The organism is Thioclava sp. GXIMD4215 (genome assembly GCF_045291555.1).
GTDB classification, from domain to species: Bacteria; Pseudomonadota; Alphaproteobacteria; order Rhodobacterales; family Rhodobacteraceae; genus Thioclava; species Thioclava litoralis.
This window is the reverse complement of the sequence record NZ_CP149515.1, coordinates 1,598,081-1,613,132: the sequence shown is the minus strand read 5'-3', so window position 1 is coordinate 1,613,132 and position 15,052 is coordinate 1,598,081. Positions and strand designations below refer to the sequence as shown.

Annotated in this window: 17 protein-coding genes; 7 read left to right on the top strand and 10 right to left on the bottom strand. The window is 58.6% G+C overall.

The genetic code is table 11. From position 1 onward, the window contains the following. Positions 1-9 precede the first annotated feature (9 nt). Positions 10-1,035 carry a Hint domain-containing protein gene (locus WDB86_RS07995; protein WP_406735643.1) on the bottom strand — a complete coding sequence of 342 codons (1,026 nt, stop codon included), beginning with the start codon at positions 1,033-1,035 and terminating at the stop codon, positions 10-12. Between the two features lie 331 nt (positions 1,036-1,366). Beyond that, positions 1,367-2,296 (bottom strand): AEC family transporter, encoded by a 930-nt coding sequence (locus WDB86_RS07990; protein WP_406735642.1) that lies wholly within the window; start codon positions 2,294-2,296, stop codon positions 1,367-1,369. A 156-nt stretch (positions 2,297-2,452) separates the two neighbouring features. On the opposite strand from WDB86_RS07990, the gene WDB86_RS07985 reads away from it, so the two are divergent. After that, positions 2,453-3,565, top strand: a complete 1,113-nt coding sequence (locus WDB86_RS07985; protein ID WP_406735641.1) for an aminodeoxychorismate synthase component I — start codon at positions 2,453-2,455, stop codon at positions 3,563-3,565. Continuing rightward, positions 3,526-4,170: an aminotransferase class IV gene (locus WDB86_RS07980; protein WP_339109006.1), complete on the top strand. Its 645-nt coding sequence runs from the start codon at positions 3,526-3,528 to the stop codon at positions 4,168-4,170. The genes WDB86_RS07985 and WDB86_RS07980 overlap by 40 nt, the downstream gene beginning before the upstream one ends. 34 nt (positions 4,171-4,204) lie before the next feature. On the opposite strand, the gene WDB86_RS07975 is transcribed toward WDB86_RS07980, so the two are convergent. From WDB86_RS07975 to fliL, 5 genes are all read right to left on the bottom strand, one after another. Next, entirely contained in the window at positions 4,205-6,511 is a 2,307-nt protein-coding gene (locus WDB86_RS07975) for a hypothetical protein (protein ID WP_406735640.1), read from the bottom strand. Then, the gene (gene motA / locus WDB86_RS07970; protein ID WP_339109008.1) at positions 6,508-7,377 is read right to left on the bottom strand and encodes a flagellar motor stator protein MotA; all 870 of its coding nucleotides are present in this window, start codon (positions 7,375-7,377) and stop codon (positions 6,508-6,510) included. Before motA ends, WDB86_RS07975 begins: the two co-directional genes overlap by 4 nt. 63 nt (positions 7,378-7,440) lie before the next feature. Continuing rightward, a complete protein-coding gene (locus WDB86_RS07965) occupies positions 7,441-7,905 on the bottom strand; it encodes a hypothetical protein (RefSeq protein WP_339109009.1) in 465 nt (154 codons plus the stop codon). Positions 7,906-8,066: 161 nt separating this feature from the next. After that, complete coding sequence (locus WDB86_RS07960; RefSeq protein WP_339109010.1) at positions 8,067-8,504, bottom strand: hypothetical protein; 438 nt, start codon at positions 8,502-8,504, stop codon at positions 8,067-8,069. Between the two features lie 11 nt (positions 8,505-8,515). Then, positions 8,516-9,013, bottom strand: coding sequence for a flagellar basal body-associated FliL family protein (gene fliL / locus WDB86_RS07955; RefSeq protein ID WP_339109470.1), 498 nt, complete (start codon positions 9,011-9,013; stop codon positions 8,516-8,518). A 122-nt stretch (positions 9,014-9,135) separates the two neighbouring features. Between fliL and fliF the strand changes: the two genes are divergently transcribed. The 4 genes from fliF to fliP are packed head-to-tail and all read left to right on the top strand — an operon-like array spanning position 9,136 to position 12,355. Beyond that, entirely contained in the window at positions 9,136-10,758 is a 1,623-nt protein-coding gene (fliF, locus tag WDB86_RS07950) for a flagellar basal-body MS-ring/collar protein FliF (RefSeq protein WP_339109011.1), read from the top strand. Then, positions 10,758-11,351 (top strand): flagellar biosynthesis protein, encoded by a 594-nt coding sequence (locus WDB86_RS07945; RefSeq protein ID WP_339109012.1) that lies wholly within the window; start codon positions 10,758-10,760, stop codon positions 11,349-11,351. Before fliF ends, WDB86_RS07945 begins: the two co-directional genes overlap by 1 nt. Then, on the top strand, positions 11,344-11,619 hold the full coding sequence (locus WDB86_RS07940; protein WP_339109013.1) for a FliM/FliN family flagellar motor C-terminal domain-containing protein: 276 nt from the start codon (positions 11,344-11,346) through the stop codon (positions 11,617-11,619). The genes WDB86_RS07945 and WDB86_RS07940 overlap by 8 nt, the downstream gene beginning before the upstream one ends. A 7-nt stretch (positions 11,620-11,626) precedes the next feature. Continuing rightward, positions 11,627-12,355 carry a flagellar type III secretion system pore protein FliP gene (gene fliP / locus WDB86_RS07935; protein WP_339109014.1) on the top strand — a complete coding sequence of 243 codons (729 nt, stop codon included), beginning with the start codon at positions 11,627-11,629 and terminating at the stop codon, positions 12,353-12,355. A gap of 49 nt (positions 12,356-12,404) precedes the next feature. On the opposite strand, the gene WDB86_RS07930 is transcribed toward fliP, so the two are convergent. From WDB86_RS07930 to WDB86_RS07920, 3 genes are all read right to left on the bottom strand, one after another. Then, complete coding sequence (locus tag WDB86_RS07930) at positions 12,405-12,905, bottom strand: acyl-CoA thioesterase (protein WP_339109015.1); 501 nt, start codon at positions 12,903-12,905, stop codon at positions 12,405-12,407. A 147-nt stretch (positions 12,906-13,052) separates the two neighbouring features. Further along, the gene (locus WDB86_RS07925; protein ID WP_339109016.1) at positions 13,053-13,700 is read right to left on the bottom strand and encodes a GntR family transcriptional regulator; all 648 of its coding nucleotides are present in this window, start codon (positions 13,698-13,700) and stop codon (positions 13,053-13,055) included. A 31-nt stretch (positions 13,701-13,731) separates the two neighbouring features. Beyond that, positions 13,732-14,478, bottom strand: a complete 747-nt coding sequence (locus WDB86_RS07920; protein ID WP_406735639.1) for a M48 family metallopeptidase — start codon at positions 14,476-14,478, stop codon at positions 13,732-13,734. Positions 14,479-14,597: 119 nt separating this feature from the next. Between WDB86_RS07920 and WDB86_RS07915 the strand changes: the two genes are divergently transcribed. Then, positions 14,598-14,924, top strand: a complete 327-nt coding sequence (locus WDB86_RS07915; protein WP_339109018.1) for an FYDLN acid domain-containing protein — start codon at positions 14,598-14,600, stop codon at positions 14,922-14,924. Positions 14,925-15,052 lie beyond the last annotated feature (128 nt).

The window sequence follows — 15,052 nt, the reverse complement described above, 5'->3', positions numbered from 1 at the left end:
GGTTTTGTTTTACAGGCCCAGATAATCGGCAAGCATTCGGCCCTCATGCGCGGTCAGACAGGGGCGGGCAAGCGCGGGCGGCGAGGCGGCAAGCTCTGGGAAAAGCTGCAGGAAAGCGCGACGCTGTGGCTGTTGCAGACTGGCCAGTCCGGCCTGACCAGGGTGGAAGCTTTCGGACGGAATGCCATTGGCCGAGATGATTTCGTGGGCGTCGAAGAGCAGATGGAAATAATCGACCATCCCGCCTTGCCGGATATAGATCGTGCGGTCGTTCTGGAGATCGCTTGCGCAGACAAGCACCTCGTCCTCGTCAAACAGACATTCGGCCTGCCAGCCGCGCATCAGCATCCGGTGCTGTTGCGACACCTCAAGCTGCTGCGTGTTGCCAAGTGTCCCTGCGGCAAAACGGATGGGCGCAAAACGGTCTTTCGCCTCGACACGGCGATGCCCGATCCAGAGGATCGGTTGCGGCCCGTGATCGGCGGTCTGCACGAAATCCCCCTTTTGGAGCGTTTCAACAGGGCGCGGCCCATAGAGTGTGTCGATTAGTGTGCCCGCCCCGAAACATAGGGGAAACCGCAATGCATTCTGGTTGCTGAGGGTAAATTGCAACCGCGCGTCTGCCAGGATCAGGCGTCGGAGTGCCGCAATACCGAGGCCGCATAGACCCGCATCGGTACAAGCGGCTTCGAGGAGCGCGGCAAGCAGCGTTTCGGGACCAGCGTCCGGATAGCAGACATAGCTGGTGCCCGCCACGTCCCATGCGCTGACATCGACAGGCGTTCCGGTCGTCAGGCGGTAGCCTTGCAATGTGATGAGGGCCGTGGCCGTGCCGCTACCGACATAGCGGGGCGTATTCCCGCACCATTGCCGATGGGCATGATCGTCTTGATCCGCGCCGATGGCCCCCATCCCGAACGGGAGGCCGCCTGTGCTTTCGGTCCGGAAACTGCGTGCTCTTGGGGCGGCCTCGGGGGCAAGCAAACCGCCCGTATAGGATTGGACCAGTCCGAAATCTTGCCGGTGCAATGTCATAGGGAAACTCCGAAGACGTGTCTGATCAATAGGGCACTGGCTATCGGGCAATGAGGTAGAACAACGGGACAAAAGCGATACGGAAACTGCCACCGAGCGACAAAAGCCGCAAGGTTGACCATAAGGGCGGTGGCGGAAGGTGAGTCTTTTGTTGAAATCCCACCTTATCAAAAAATCTATGAATTGAAACGTTTGACAACCCACGCTTCGCGAAATGGCGTCATTTTATGCGCTGACCTGATGATGCATCGGTAAACCTGCTCATTCCGATAAAGAGGGTCGGACGAATTGGGGGCGGATGCCGTTTTTTACAGCATGGCTGGGCTATGGGCTAGCGCAGCAGGTAAAGGAGCGCCGAAAGCGTGAAGAAGGACAGCGCGGTTGCGGTAATCAGCGCCGTGGCCGCAACATCCTCGCGGTGGAAGCGGATACCGAAAAGCATATAGACCGACATCATGGGCAGGGCGGCATTGACGATGGCTGCGGCTTGCAAGGTGCCCAGATCGCTATGGGTGCCTAAAAACAGCAGGCTGGTTGCGCCGACCAGCAGCGGATGGCCCAGCAGTTTGCAAAGGGTGATCCGGATCACGCCCCAACGGAACGTCTTGAGCGATAGCTCTGCCACCGCGCCGCCAACTGCCAGCAAGGCAATCGGCGCGGCCACGGGGGTCATCAGCCGGATCGCCTCCAGAAGCACCATGGGCAGCCCGAGCCCCGTTGCTTTCCAGACCAGTCCCGACAGGGCACCGATCAACAGCGGATTGGTCAGGATTCCGGCAAACAGGCGCCGCAGCTTGGCCCATGTCAGGCCGCTTTCCACCTCGATCACGCTGACCGCCAATGGCGTGATAATGAGGTTTTCGATCAGAAGTGCCATCGCGAAAATGTCGAAAGCGATCTGCTGGCCGAAAACGAAGGTCGAGATCGGCAGGCCGAAAAAGGCCGAATTCGAGCACGAACACCCCATTGCCTCGAAGGCGCGCACGCCGTGGGGCTTGCCTGCAAGCAAGGCTGTGCCATAGCCCAGCCCGTAGCTTAGCAGTGACCCGATCGTGTAGGAAATGAAAATAGCCGGATGCAGCGCCGTGTCATGATCTCCGGCCGCAACGGCTGCAAAAACCACAAGCGGCAGGAAAAACCGGATCACCAGCCGCCCTGCGCCGCGCAGATCTGCCGCCGCGATATAGCGGATGCGGATCAGGACGAAGCCCACCACAATCAGGATGTAAATCGGTAAGATCAGGCGAATAATGTCAGACATCGGGGGCACCGTTTCTCTCGCCTTGCCTTGATAGCATGCAAGAAACGGGGTGCAACGTGAATGAAATCCCTCTTTTGGCGCTAAAATGTCGGTTTCGGTCTTGACCGGTTTTCCCTAGCTGCGAATTAGGCAGGGAATGCGCGGCAGGGATGTCTGATGAAGGTTTTATTTGAGTGCGGCCCGCTGGGGAAAGAGACGTGTTTTGACGCGCCAGCCGAGATTTTACGGGCCGACAGTCCCGAAGAGGTTCCCGCAGTTCTGGCGCGGATCGAGCGGTTGCGGGCTGAAGGGTTCTGGCTGGCGGGGCTGTTTTCCTACGAGCTGGGCTATTGCTTCTCCGAGAAACTCGCCGCGCTTCTGCCCGAGGAACGGCGTGATCCGCTGATTGCGATGGCGGCCTATCCCGCGCCGCGGGTTGCCGCGCCGCAGACCGGCGAGGCGCATGTGCACGATCTGGTGCCGCTCTGGTCGGCGGCCGATCACGCACGGGCATTCGACCGTTTGGCCGAACATATCCGCGCGGGAGATTGCTATCAGGTCAATCTGACCTTTCCCATTCGGGGCCGTCTTTCGGGGCAGGCCGAGGCGCTTTACGCCGGTATGTCGCAGCACGCCCCCATGCCGCATGGGGCCTTTCTGGATTTGGGCGATGTGCAATATGTATCCCGCTCGCCGGAACTGTTTTTCGAGGTCGAGCCGGAGGGAAAGATCCGGACGCGCCCGATGAAAGGAACCCGTCCGCGAGAGGCCGATCCGCTCTCCGATCAGGCGCAGATCGAGGACTTGTACTCCTCCGAGAAGGATCGCGCCGAGAATCTGATGATCGTTGATCTGCTGCGCAATGACCTGTCGCGCGTGTCGCGGCTGGGCAGCGTCAAGGTGCCCGAACTGTTCAGGATAGAAACCTATCCCACTGTCCATCAGATGGTTTCAACGGTCGAGGCGCGGTTGTGGCCCGAGAGTGGCGCGGCAGAGATTATCAAGGCGCTCTTTCCCTGTGGCTCCATCACGGGCGCGCCGAAAATCCGTGCCATGCAAATTATCCGCGATCTCGAACCCTGGGCGCGCGGGGCCTATTGCGGGGCTATCGGCTGGATGGCACCGGATGGAGGGATGCGCTTCAATGTGGCGATCCGCACATTGCGCTGCGAAGCGGAAGAGGTCACGCTAAATGTCGGGGGCGGGATCGTCTATGACAGCCGCGCCGAGGCCGAATATGAGGAAGCGCTATGGAAAAGTCGCTATGCCGGACCTGTCCGCCCGATCTGAACGTTATCGAAACCTTCCGTGTAGATGCGGGGCATATCGCCTTCTGGCCGCTCCATCTGGCCAGATTGCAGCGAACCTGCCTGAAACTCGAGATACCCTTTGATGCCAAGGCTGTGCAGGCGGCCTTGGCCGCATTGCCGAAAGAGGGGGTGTTGAGGGGGCGGCTGACCGTGGATCTGGCCGGCAGGCCGACATTGGGCTTTGCGGATTTGCCTGCCACGAAGACGGTCTGGAACGTCGCGATTGCCCCGCAGATGCTGCGTTCGGATGATCCTTGGCTATCTGTCAAGACAACCCAGCGGGGGCTCTATGACACGTTCCGCGCCAACTTGCCGCAGGGGATCGACGAATGGATTTTCCTGAATGAGCAGGGGCGGCTTTGCGAGGGCACGATCACCAATATATTTGTTGGCGAGCTGCAAAACCTGCGGACGCCACCTTGCGCGGCGGGACTTCTGCCGGGGGTACTACGGCAAAGTCTTTTGGAAGCGGGCCACGCTTATGAGGATGATCTTGCCCCGAGCGACCTGCGTGATGGCTTCTGGATTGGCAATGCGCTGCGCGGCTTGATCCCCGCACAGCTTGTTGCAGTGGAAAGGGCATAGGCGCCTATCTGTTTGAGACAGGCACCTATTGTGGTCAGTTTAGGCTCTCAAGAAGCTGGCTGAGCGCGTCTCGTTCTTCCGCACTCTGGTTAAGAAGGCGCTGCGCATTTGACAGTTCTCCATCAGCGGGGGCCTCGGGCGAGGGATTGGCCAGATCAAAGGCCTGAACAAAGGCTTTTTCCGAGTCAGATCCGGATTGGGCCAGCGCCGCCCAGTCCCGACGACGCAAGGCGCTATCCGGACTTTCATCCGAAAGCTGCGGGGCGGCGCCGCCTTGGTTCAGGGCATCTCCGCCGGCAAAGTAGTTTTGCGCCTGCACGCGGATCGCCTGTGCCTCGTCACTTTCCAGCCCGCTGACATAGGTCATTGCCGCCGGGCCGTCATGCTCCAGCAGTGCTGCCTTCGCCATCAGAAGGCGCGATGCAGGAGAGAGAGGCTGATCCGATTGCAGCAGGCTTTGCACATTGCTTGGCAGCCCCAGATCAATCAGGCGCTTGGCAATAAGCTGGTAATCTGCCGTGTCCAGCCCTGCTTGGGCGATGACGTCCTTATGCTGGAAATAGAAGACCAGAAGATCCTGATCCGCGAGATCGCGGATCGCGCGTTGTAGGATCATTTTGCGGCTCGAGTCATGCAGAGGCGCATCCAGTGTTTTCGGCCAGTTCGCCAAAGTGGTCATGGCGCCGTTCCAGTCCGAGCGGCTGGCGCGCCCCAAGGCCTCGGCGCGCAGCAGCTTGGCGGCGTCGGGTGACGGCTGCAATTCGATTGCCAGCGCGGCCGCATTTTCCAGAACCAGCTCATCCATCGGATGATGATCGCGGAACGCGGTTTCGGCGATCATGAGTGTCGCGACGACCGCATCTTCGTTATCGCGTTCGACAACCGGTTTCAGGCTCTGTTCGATTGCCGCCGCATCCGCATGTCCGTGGTCGATTGTCGCGTCGAGCATAACGGCTTGCAGGCTTTTCTCATTTTCGCCGCGTTCCAGAGAAAACCGAACAGTTTCAGCCTCTTCCGGATATCCCAGCGTTGTCAGCTTGTTGACCAGAGGAACGCCCAAAGTTCGACGCAGCGAGATCGGAAGATCCGAATATGTCCGCTGGACTGCCTTGAGATTGACGCTGAGAGGGTCGCTTTTCTCCTGTCCCATCATTGCCCAGAAGGCAACGGCACCGTCACACGCGCTCATCACCAACAAGGGGTTGGCCGAAGAGACCGGCTCGCCATCTATGACATTCGCCATCAGCTTCACAGCATCCTGCGCTTCCGGATCTATCGGGAAGTTTTGCAGAATCGATTGCGCTTCGGCACCGAAACCAAAGGCCAGGTAGGTCTGTGCCAAACGCAATGCCCCTTGTTCGTTCGGCTTGTCGAACTCTCCGATCAGCGAACGCCGAAGGCTGGAAATAAGGGCGAAAGGATCCCCTTCTTCGGACCATTCGCGCAATGCAAAATCGGCATTCGGTGCGCAGCGGCTGTCATTCAGCATGTCGCCGAACTGCATCTGTAACGAGCCTGCATCCCGATCAACCACTGTTTCCGAGTGGATCGCGATATGCTCGGTTTTGCGGGTCGGTTCCGGCGGGAGCGGAGTGACTGCGGCGGGGGTGGGTTCCGGGTCGGGGATCGTCGGCAATTCGAGCTCGATCAGCCCTTGCGAGGCTGCGCGGCTTAATTGATGCAACAGCTGCGTTTCTGCTTCAGAGACGCGCTTGTCTTTTTCTTCCATCAACTGATCAAGCGCCAAAGCGCCCTGCACCGGCGGAACCTGTTTCGTGCGGGCGGGGGCGGGCTCGACGCTGGGCCGGACGTTCACGGGTGCCGGTGTTACCGGTGTTTGTGCCGCCGGAGTTTCGGACAAACGCCAGTAAATATCGGGATCAGGCAGGGCGATTCGTGTCGCGGGAATGCTTGGGTTTTGGATCGGGGTGGTGATTTCGATTTGTGGCGCAGCGGCGGACTGCGGTCGGGCGGGGGCTTCCTGCGGGGCCAGACGCGCATCAACGACCACGGCCCCAGAGGCCAGCTCAAAGGCGGTAAGCGCGATCCCTTCCGGTGTCGCAATATCCAGCGCAGACGATCCATTGACAGGATACAGCTCACTGATCCGCGTGCGGGGAATAAAATAGAAAACCTTGGAAAGATCGTATTTTACATCTGGTTTGTTGACCGAAAACGCGTAGCCGTTTTCATTTTGTTCCAGTGACCAGTCAACTTTTCCGCGAAACAGGAAGACCAACCGCGTAAAATCGGGATGTTCTCCCGATTGTACAGTGACGGTCTGCGCTGCGGCAACAGACGCAATGGTTGTCAGCAGTGTGCCGAGAAACAGATGCCTCATGCTGCCTCCGATTTTACGGATTTAAGCGCCTCTTCCAGAGCAGAAAAGCTCGGGCGGATATGGTGGGGCGTATTCTGGCGGCCAACTTCGATACAGATATTCGTTGCGTGGTTGTGCAGGTTTGCCACCAGCACTTCACGGATCAATTTATAGAAATGCGAGTCTTCATCCACCACCGCTTTGATGCGCGAGGCAAAGGGGCCGATGAAGCCATAGGCCAGAAACACACCGAGAAACGTCCCGACAAGCGCGCCACCAATCATTTTACCCAGAACTTCTGGCGGTTGGTCGATGGAGCCCATGGTCTTGATCACCCCGAGCACGGCTGCCACGATCCCAAGTGCCGGCATCGCGTCCGCAACGTTCTGGATGGCGTGGCTTGAATGCATGGCATGATGGTAATTCGCCTCAAGCTGCTTTTCGAGAACCTCTTCCACCTGATGGGGGTCATCATAGTTCATCGAGGCCGAGCGCAATGTGTCGCAAATCATCTCAACTGCTTCATGATCATGAAGGATCTTCGGATATTTACCGAAGATCGATGAGTTTTCCGGATCTTCGATATGCTCTTCAATGGCCACAGGATTTTGCCGCTGTAGCCGGATTAGTTCAAACAGCAGACACAGGAGATCCCGATAGTCATCCGGCTTCCATTTCGGGCCTTTGAAGACTTTCCCGATGTCCTTGAGCGCATGTTTGATTGAGGCCATATCGTTTGACAGAACGAAGGCCCCGACCGCGGCTCCACCGATCATGATCATCTCAAATGGCAACGATTTCAAGATGATGCCCATCTTGCCACCGGCAGCGACATAGCCGCCAAATACCATAGCGAAGATGATCACGATTCCAACTATGCCAATCATCGTCCGTCTCCATTGTTACGATGTGAGCATCGCAAAGGACGTTTAAAAAACTACTGACGCGCTTTACCTTTTTGGCGCGTTGGCGTTCCGGCCAGCCATAAGAACGCTGATCGTATAGGCTGTGTCGGGGGAAAGCCCCGCCATGATAGAGGCGGCGGCGGCAGGTTGCATGCGCCCCAAAAATCCTGCAGCAAATTCGGGGGCCATTGTCTCGAAAAGTGGAACCGCTTGTTTTGGCTTCATGTTTTCATACAAAGTCACAAGGCGCGTTACATCGTCTTCTGCACCGCGATCTGCAATCTGGACTGTCTTGGCCAGCTCTTCTTCGGCGGTTTTCATTTCTTGAATGCGTTGCTTGAGCCTGTCTTCCGCGACGCTGATCGCAGTGGCGCGGTCTGCAAGCAATGCTTCGCGTTCATCCAGCTTGCCCGAGCGGGCATTGACCTCCGATAGGAGTGCCATCACGCCTTCTTCGGTTGTGCAGTTCTGGGCCGCGACCGTGTTGGTAAGGTCGGCGGCCTTTGCCAAAGCCGTATCTGCCCCGGCAGCGATACGGACCGCCGCAGATCCGGCCAGAAGCGTTGCGATAATCAGAAGGGTATGTGCGGGTTTACGTTGGACCTTCCGGCCTTTGGCGGCTTTCGGGGCGGCGGGTTTGGCGGAAGGAGCCGCTTTCGGATCTGTCTTGCTCATTCGGCGGCCTCAATATTGCTTTCGCGTTGGCGGCGGCGCACGACTCGCGCACGTTTGGGCGATTCGGCTTCATCTGCTGCTGTGGGGATCTCTTCCTCGACCTCAAGGGGCGGGGTGCTGGCCGCAGGGCGTGGCGCAGCTTGGGGCGGCGCGGGAAGATCGTGTAGCGAAGCCAGCATGATCTCAAGCTTTTCGGCCCCGATCTCCGCGCGCTTTGTCAGGTTGCGCAATTGTTCTGCGGAGGTATTTGCCGTGGTCTGGGCTTTTTCCAGTGCCTTGGTCATTTCATCGACCTGAGCGGACAGCACGGCAATCGCGCCGCCCATACCACTTTCAAGCTGATTGAATTTCTTGAGACGGCGCGACAGGACGATACAGTAGACCGCAGCCCCCAACGCGCCGGCGATGAGCAAGATATTCGAGATAAGTTCCATAATCACAATCCTCAGTTCAGCACGAATTCGATGATGAGCAGATCGTTGACGCGGCCTTCGCCGGTGACGATCTGGATGCGGCGCAGCATCTGGGCGCGCAGCTTGATAAGGGCTGTGCGGTCTTCAAGCTGGCTCAGCTCGACCGCGCGCAAATACCCGTTCAGAACATCCATCACCCGCGGACGCAGCTTTTCGACATCGGCCTGATAGGCCGTCGGGACTTCCAGCTCTGCACTGAAGCGCAGGTGGCGGGAACTCGAACCGCTAAGCGAGATGACCATAGGATCAAGCTTGATAAAGGAAATATCCGGCAGCTCTGCCGGTGGAGGGGGTTCATCGGCATGGGCGTCTTCGGCTTCGGGAGCGCCAAGAATCATGCCTGAATAGACTGCGAAGAAACTGCCGCCACCAAAAAGGAGCATCAGCACAAGGCCGATAATAAGCGGAAGTTTCGACTTTTTCTTCGGCTCTTCTGAGCCTTCTACCTGATCTGCTGTTGCATCTGCCATGGGATCATTCCGATTACTTCGTTGAAACCGTAATAAACCCAGACCCACTAACCGATTGTTAAGGGCGATCGGTGAAACATGAGGCGACGACTGGACAGAAGGTCCGCTCATGGAGGTGCGTCTTGGAACAGGTAACGGCCGTTTGGCAGGGAATGGATACGCGGCGGCGTTTCATCGTGCTCGCAGCAACCGGAATCGTTTTTGCTGCGATCTTGCTTCTTTCTGGTATGGCGTCGAAGCCATCCTATTCACTGCTTTATGCAGGGCTGGAAGGAAAAAGTTCGGGAGAAGTCGTGACGGCTTTGGAGCAGCGCGGCGTTGCCTACGAAATTCGGGGCGATTCGATCTATGTCGACGCGACACGACGCGATGAGCTGCGGATGACCCTTGCTGCCGAAGGGCTTCCGGCAATGGGGGGCGCGGGCTACGAGCTGCTTGATTCGATGTCGGGTTTCGGGACGACGTCGCAGATGTTCGATGCGGCCTATTGGCGCGCCAAAGAGGGTGAGCTGGCGCGGACGATCGTTGCAAATCCCGGCATCCGCTCGGCGCGTGTGCATATTGCGCATGGCACCGACAATGCCTTCCGCCGCAGTATCGAACCTACCGCTTCCGTGTTTATTACGGCGACTTCCGGCTCGATCAGCCAGCAGCAGGCGCGGGCTCTTAAATATCTGGTGGCCTCTGCCGTGACCGGGATGAAGCCGGAAGATGTGTCTGTTATCGATGCCAACGGGGGCCTGATCTCGACGGGGGATGACGAGAATCTCAGCCAGAATACGGAAGATCGCGCGGCGGAACTGAAGAAAAATGTCGAGCGTCTGCTGGAGGCCCGTGTCGGTCAGGGCAATGCCGTGGTCGAGGTGTCTCTGCGCACCGCCCTCGAAAGCGAATCGATTACCGAGCGCACGATTGATCCTGCAAGCCGCATCGCCATTTCGACCGATACGCAGGAACAAAGCGATAGCTCGCAGTCGACCGATCCTGCCAATGTCACTGTGGCCTCGAACCTCCCGACCGGAAATGCCAATGCAGGTGGTCAGTCGCAGAGTAACAGCTCGCAAACCCGAGAGCGGACGAATTTCGATGTGTCTGAAACCCGCCGTGAAGTCTTGCGCAAACCCGGGACGGTGACACGTCTGACCGTCGCGGTGCTGGTGAATGGTCTGCCGACCACGGGTGCGGATGGCACGGTCACCTGGACGCCGCGACCGCAGGCAGAACTTGATCAATTGCAGGCGCTGGTGGCCTCTGCTGTCGGGTTCGATGAAAGCCGCGGCGATGTGATCACGCTGCAAAGCATGCAGTTCGAGCCGCTGACGGTTCAGGGCACCGAGGCGACATCTGTCGGCTTTATGGGCGGGCAGAATCTGGATGTGATGCAACTGATCCAGCTGGGCGTTCTTGCGGTTGTCGCATTGATCCTTGGTCTCTTCGTGATGAAGCCGATCCTGACCCAGCGCCGTCAGGTCGAACAGTTGCCGTCTTCCGTCGGGGATCCGAATGCCCTGACTGGCGAGATCGCGGATGGGGATGATGTTCCCGATGATATGCCGCTGGTGTCCGGCTTGGGCGGCGGAGACGACCTTGGCTTCGATCTGCCTTTCGCGATGGGGAATGCTTTCGATGATGCCGAAAATAATGCGGATCCAGTGGATCGCCTGAAGCGCCTGATCGAGGAACGCCGCGACGAGACTGTAGAGATCCTGCGCAGCTGGATGGATGAGAAGGAGGAACGCGCGTGATGCAACGCTTCGAACTGGAATCGTTTGAGACCACATCCCGTGTCCCGCAATCTGTCACGATCGATCATGGCGAGCTGGAGGAAATCAAGCTCGCGGCCTTCGAGAAAGGCTATTCCGCCGGTTGGGAAGATGCGGTGGCCGCGCAGAATGCCGAACAGGCGCGTTTGCGGGCCGATCTGGGGCAAAACCTTCAGGCGCTGTCTTTCACCTTTCACGAGGCGCGGCAGCATGTTCTGGACGCGATGAGGCCGCTGCTTGTCGATATGACGGCAAAGGTGCTTCCGGTTGTCGCGCGTCAGACGCTGGCGCAGACCATTGCAGAACAGGTCATGCCTTTGGCCGACGGGCTGGCAGATACGCCTTTGACGGTCGTGGTTAATCCAAACAGCATCGAACAGGTGCAAGAGCTTCTCTCGCAAGAGAAAAGCCTACCCCTGACATTTGTTGCAGAAGAAACGCTAGGCGAGGGGCAGGTGTATCTGCGCTTCGGTGGCAAAGAAACGCATATCGATCTCGACGGTGTCATCGCACTGATCGGAGATGCGATCGCCAGCTATTTTGGCGCGGTCCAGAAGGAGCAAAAGAATGACTGAGGCAGCAACCCATTCCTCGAACCCGTTTACCCAAGTTCCGATTGAAATCACGATTTCGGTCGGGAAGGCCCGCCCGATGGTGCGTGACCTGCTGCGGATGAAGCGCGATTCCGTTATGCCGCTGGATAGCCGCGTGGATGATCCTGTGGAGTTGTATGTGGGAGATAAGCTGATTGCGCGCGGGGAACTCACCGAGATGCAGGGGGAGCATGCCGGCCAGCTCGGGGTCCGCTTGACGGAAGTGATCGATCTGCAAAACGGGCTGTGACATGCAGATGTCACGGCTCGCCCTCTACGGGGCATTAACGTTAATACTTTCTGCGCTGCCGACGATGGCGCAGGAAGTGACGCTTGATTTCGGTGGCGAGAATAGCCTGACCGGAAGCTCGGTCCTGCTGATTTCAGCCGTTACCCTGCTCAGTCTGGCTCCGGGCATCATGATCATGGTGACCTGCTTTCCCTTTATCGTGACGGTGCTTTCCATCCTGCGTCAGGCCATTGGTCTACAGCAGGCACCGCCGAACATGCTGATCATTTCGCTGGCCCTGTTTTTGACGTGGTTCATCATGGAACCGACATTTATGGAGTCCTATACCAACGGGATTTCGCCGCTGATGAATGGCGAGCTGGATATGATGCCCGCATTGGAAAAAGCCATCGCGCCGTTCCGCGTTTTCATGGCAGGGCGAACCAATCCTGAAACCTTCGCGTCGCTGGCCCAGCTGCGTTCGCCGGAGGCCACGCTGGTTCTGTCGCCGGATGTCCCGCTGTCGACGCTGGTGCCCTCCTTCATGCTGTCGGAGATCGCGCGCGCCTTCCAGATCGGGTTTCTGGTGTATATCCCGTTTCTGGTGATCGACCTTGTGGTATCGGCGGTGCTGATGTCGATGGGGATGATGATGGTCCCGCCTGCGGTCGTATCCTTACCCTTCAAGCTGGCCTTCTTTGTGGTGGCCAATGGATGGGTGCTGATCTCGGATGCGTTGGTCCGCAGCTATTTCTAACAGAAAAGGCGCCTGAAAGGGCGCCTTTTTCGACTATGACACCAAGGGGTTATTTAACCTTGGCGGAGGCTTCTTCCATGCGCACGGCATGTTCTTTGCGCAGATCGCGGCGCAGTTCTGCGGCATCCCAGCGATGCTGCTCTTCTTCCGTCTGCGGGGTCAGTTTCGGCACCTCGACGGGCTTGCCGATTTCGTCCACAGCGACCATCGTGAAATAGCAGCTATTGGTGTGACGGCGGCGGCCTGCGGTGATGTTCTCAGCCTCGACGCGGATCCCGATTTCCATCGAGGAGCGGCCCGTATGGTTTACGGCCGCCTGAAAACGCACCAGCTCGCCGACGAGGATGGGTTGTTTGAAGGTCACCTGATCCACCGACAGCGTCACCGCATAGGACCCCGAATAGCGGGAGGCCAGAGTAAATGCGACACGGTCCAGCTCTGCCAGCAATGCGCCCCCATGCACCTTGCCCGAGAAATTGGCCATATCCGGCGTCATCAAGACGTTCATCTCGAGCGTTTTACGCTCGTCTTCGGTCAATCTACTGTTCATACTCGTCATGTCCCGTTTTGTTGCGGGCCTTAAGACATGTTGCGATAGAAATGGGAACCCCTCAGGAATGCAAATGCGCTTTGCATCAGCGGGATAGGTCGCAGCGATCTGTGGCTTGGGCGGCATTTCCGGCGCGTGCCTGCGCGGCTATTGCGCCAGATGCCGCAACCCTTGGGTGACATCGGTGCGCACTGCCAGCCGGAGACCGGGTTCGTCGCCCGCCCGTAGCGCGGCCAGAATAAGCCGGTGATGGCGCGGAGGTTCGTTGCGCTGCATCTGGTTATACACCGCCCGCATGGTCGGCCCGAGCTGTAGCCAGACCGTTTCGATCACCGCCAGAATGGCCGGAGCCTGTGCGCGCAGATACAGGGTACGGTGGAATTCCAGATTGGTCCGGATATAGCCGATCGCATCCATTTTCACGACAGCCTCCGCATTGGCGTGATTGATCGTCGTCAGTCGGTCGATCAGCGCCATATGCGCACGGGGCAGGGCGCGCGAGGCCAGCTCAGGCTCGATCAGCGCGCGCAAGGCGGCCAGCTCCTCGATCCGGTCATTCGACAGCAAGGGGGTAATCACGCGCCCCGACGCCGAAAGGAACAGCGCGCCCTCGGCCACCAGCCGCCGCAGGGCCTCGCGCACGGGGGTCATCGACACGCCGTTCTCCTTGGCCAGGCCACGCAATGTCAGCGGTGTTCCGGGGGGGATTTCCCCATGCATGATCTGCATCCGCAACCGACGATACAGTTTATCGTGGACGGCGGTGTCGATCTGGCGTGTGGAGATGGTTGTCATGGTCTCTATGTGATCACGAATGCGGGCAAGGTCAATCGCGGAAATGGGTCGCATGCAGGCGCCCACCCTCATCGCGGAGCCAGCGCCGTTCCGCCCGCCAGTCAGGGCGCAGCTTTTCGACGATGGCCCAGAATGCCGACGAATGGTTCATTTCGACCAGATGGGCCACTTCATGCGCGGCGACATAGTCCAGCACCTCGGGAGGCGCCATGATCAAGCGCCAGCTATAGCTGAGTGCGCCTTTGGAACTGCACGACCCCCAGCGCGAGCGGGTATCGCGCAGGGTGATGGCGCTGAAGCTCTGCCCGATCTGTGCGGCATATTGCTCGGTGGCCACCTGTAGCCTGCGCCGCGCATGGTGCTTGAGGAAGCTCTCAAGTTTGCGGGCCATGCGATCTTCGGGGCCGGGAACAAACAGCATCTGGCCCTCTTGGACGGGCAGGCGGCCCTGACCGGGGACAAGCTGCACCTCTGTGCCTTCATAAAGGATCGAGGCACCGTAGCGGATGCGCGTCACGGGCGGCAGACGGGCCACGGCTTCGCGCAGCCAGTCCTGATGGGCGAGCGCGAATTCCAGCGCGTCTTTCTCGGTGCCACGCGCGGGAATGGTCAGGGTCACGGCACCACCGCTGCGCGACACGCGCAGCCCGTAACGCCGTGCGCGGGCATTGTTGTGAAGCTTGATCTGCACATCAGGCAGGTCGCGCAGCGTGACGAAGCGCTGTTCGGCCTTGGCAGGTGCTTTCCCTGCAAAGCGCATTTTCGACGATAAGGCCATGATTGTGATGCAACCTCTTCATCTCATTCGGCGAAAAACTCGAAAAAGCTTTGACACGCCCCGGTCATTGTGGCAGTTGGCGTCGACTCTTTCTCTCAGAGCGTAGCCAGGAGAATTCCATGCCCAAAGAGGAATGGGGCGTCAAGCGCCTCTGTCCGCATTGTCAGAGCCGGTTTTACGATCTGAACCGCGACCCGATGATCTGCCCGGTCTGCTCGAACAGTTTCACGCTGGAAAGCGTTTCGAGCGGGCGAGGTCACGTTCTGGTGGCGGACAAAACCGGTAACAAACAAGCCGATCTGGATGTCGATGATCTCGGCGATGATGATCTGGATGATGATGCAGGTGATGTCGATCTGGATGATGATCTGCTCGACGAGGATGATGACGATAATGTCTCGCTCGACGATATTGCGGATGTCAGCTCGGATGACGACGACAACTAAGTCTGTAACCAGACTGTTCTGATAAAAGGGCGCGGCTATTGGCTGCGCCCTTTTTATTGTGTCTGCGGCCTGTGTTCCGGCGCGGTTCACATGCCCGTCCGGCATGAAAAAGGGCAGCCCGAAAGCTG

What these genes read in the sequence shown, in the direction of transcription:
- WDB86_RS07995 (WP_406735643.1), bottom strand. Translation starts at nt 1,035, where the DNA reads ATGACATTGCACCGGCAAGATTTCGGACTGGTCCAATCCTATACGGGC.
- WDB86_RS07990 (WP_406735642.1), bottom strand. Translation starts at nt 2,296, where the DNA reads ATGTCTGACATTATTCGCCTGATCTTACCGATTTACATCCTGATTGTG.
- WDB86_RS07985 (WP_406735641.1), top strand. Translation starts at nt 2,453, where the DNA reads ATGAAGGTTTTATTTGAGTGCGGCCCGCTGGGGAAAGAGACGTGTTTT.
- WDB86_RS07980 (WP_339109006.1), top strand. Translation starts at nt 3,526, where the DNA reads ATGGAAAAGTCGCTATGCCGGACCTGTCCGCCCGATCTGAACGTTATC.
- WDB86_RS07975 (WP_406735640.1), bottom strand. Translation starts at nt 6,511, where the DNA reads ATGAGGCATCTGTTTCTCGGCACACTGCTGACAACCATTGCGTCTGTT.
- motA (WP_339109008.1), bottom strand. Translation starts at nt 7,377, where the DNA reads ATGATTGGCATAGTTGGAATCGTGATCATCTTCGCTATGGTATTTGGC.
- WDB86_RS07960 (WP_339109010.1), bottom strand. Translation starts at nt 8,504, where the DNA reads ATGGAACTTATCTCGAATATCTTGCTCATCGCCGGCGCGTTGGGGGCT.
- fliL (WP_339109470.1), bottom strand. Translation starts at nt 9,013, where the DNA reads ATGGCAGATGCAACAGCAGATCAGGTAGAAGGCTCAGAAGAGCCGAAG.
- WDB86_RS07945 (WP_339109012.1), top strand. Translation starts at nt 10,758, where the DNA reads ATGCAACGCTTCGAACTGGAATCGTTTGAGACCACATCCCGTGTCCCG.
- WDB86_RS07940 (WP_339109013.1), top strand. Translation starts at nt 11,344, where the DNA reads ATGACTGAGGCAGCAACCCATTCCTCGAACCCGTTTACCCAAGTTCCG.
- fliP (WP_339109014.1), top strand. Translation starts at nt 11,627, where the DNA reads ATGTCACGGCTCGCCCTCTACGGGGCATTAACGTTAATACTTTCTGCG.
- WDB86_RS07930 (WP_339109015.1), bottom strand. Translation starts at nt 12,905, where the DNA reads ATGAACAGTAGATTGACCGAAGACGAGCGTAAAACGCTCGAGATGAAC.
- WDB86_RS07925 (WP_339109016.1), bottom strand. Translation starts at nt 13,700, where the DNA reads ATGACAACCATCTCCACACGCCAGATCGACACCGCCGTCCACGATAAA.
- WDB86_RS07920 (WP_406735639.1), bottom strand. Translation starts at nt 14,478, where the DNA reads ATGGCCTTATCGTCGAAAATGCGCTTTGCAGGGAAAGCACCTGCCAAG.
- WDB86_RS07915 (WP_339109018.1), top strand. Translation starts at nt 14,598, where the DNA reads ATGCCCAAAGAGGAATGGGGCGTCAAGCGCCTCTGTCCGCATTGTCAG.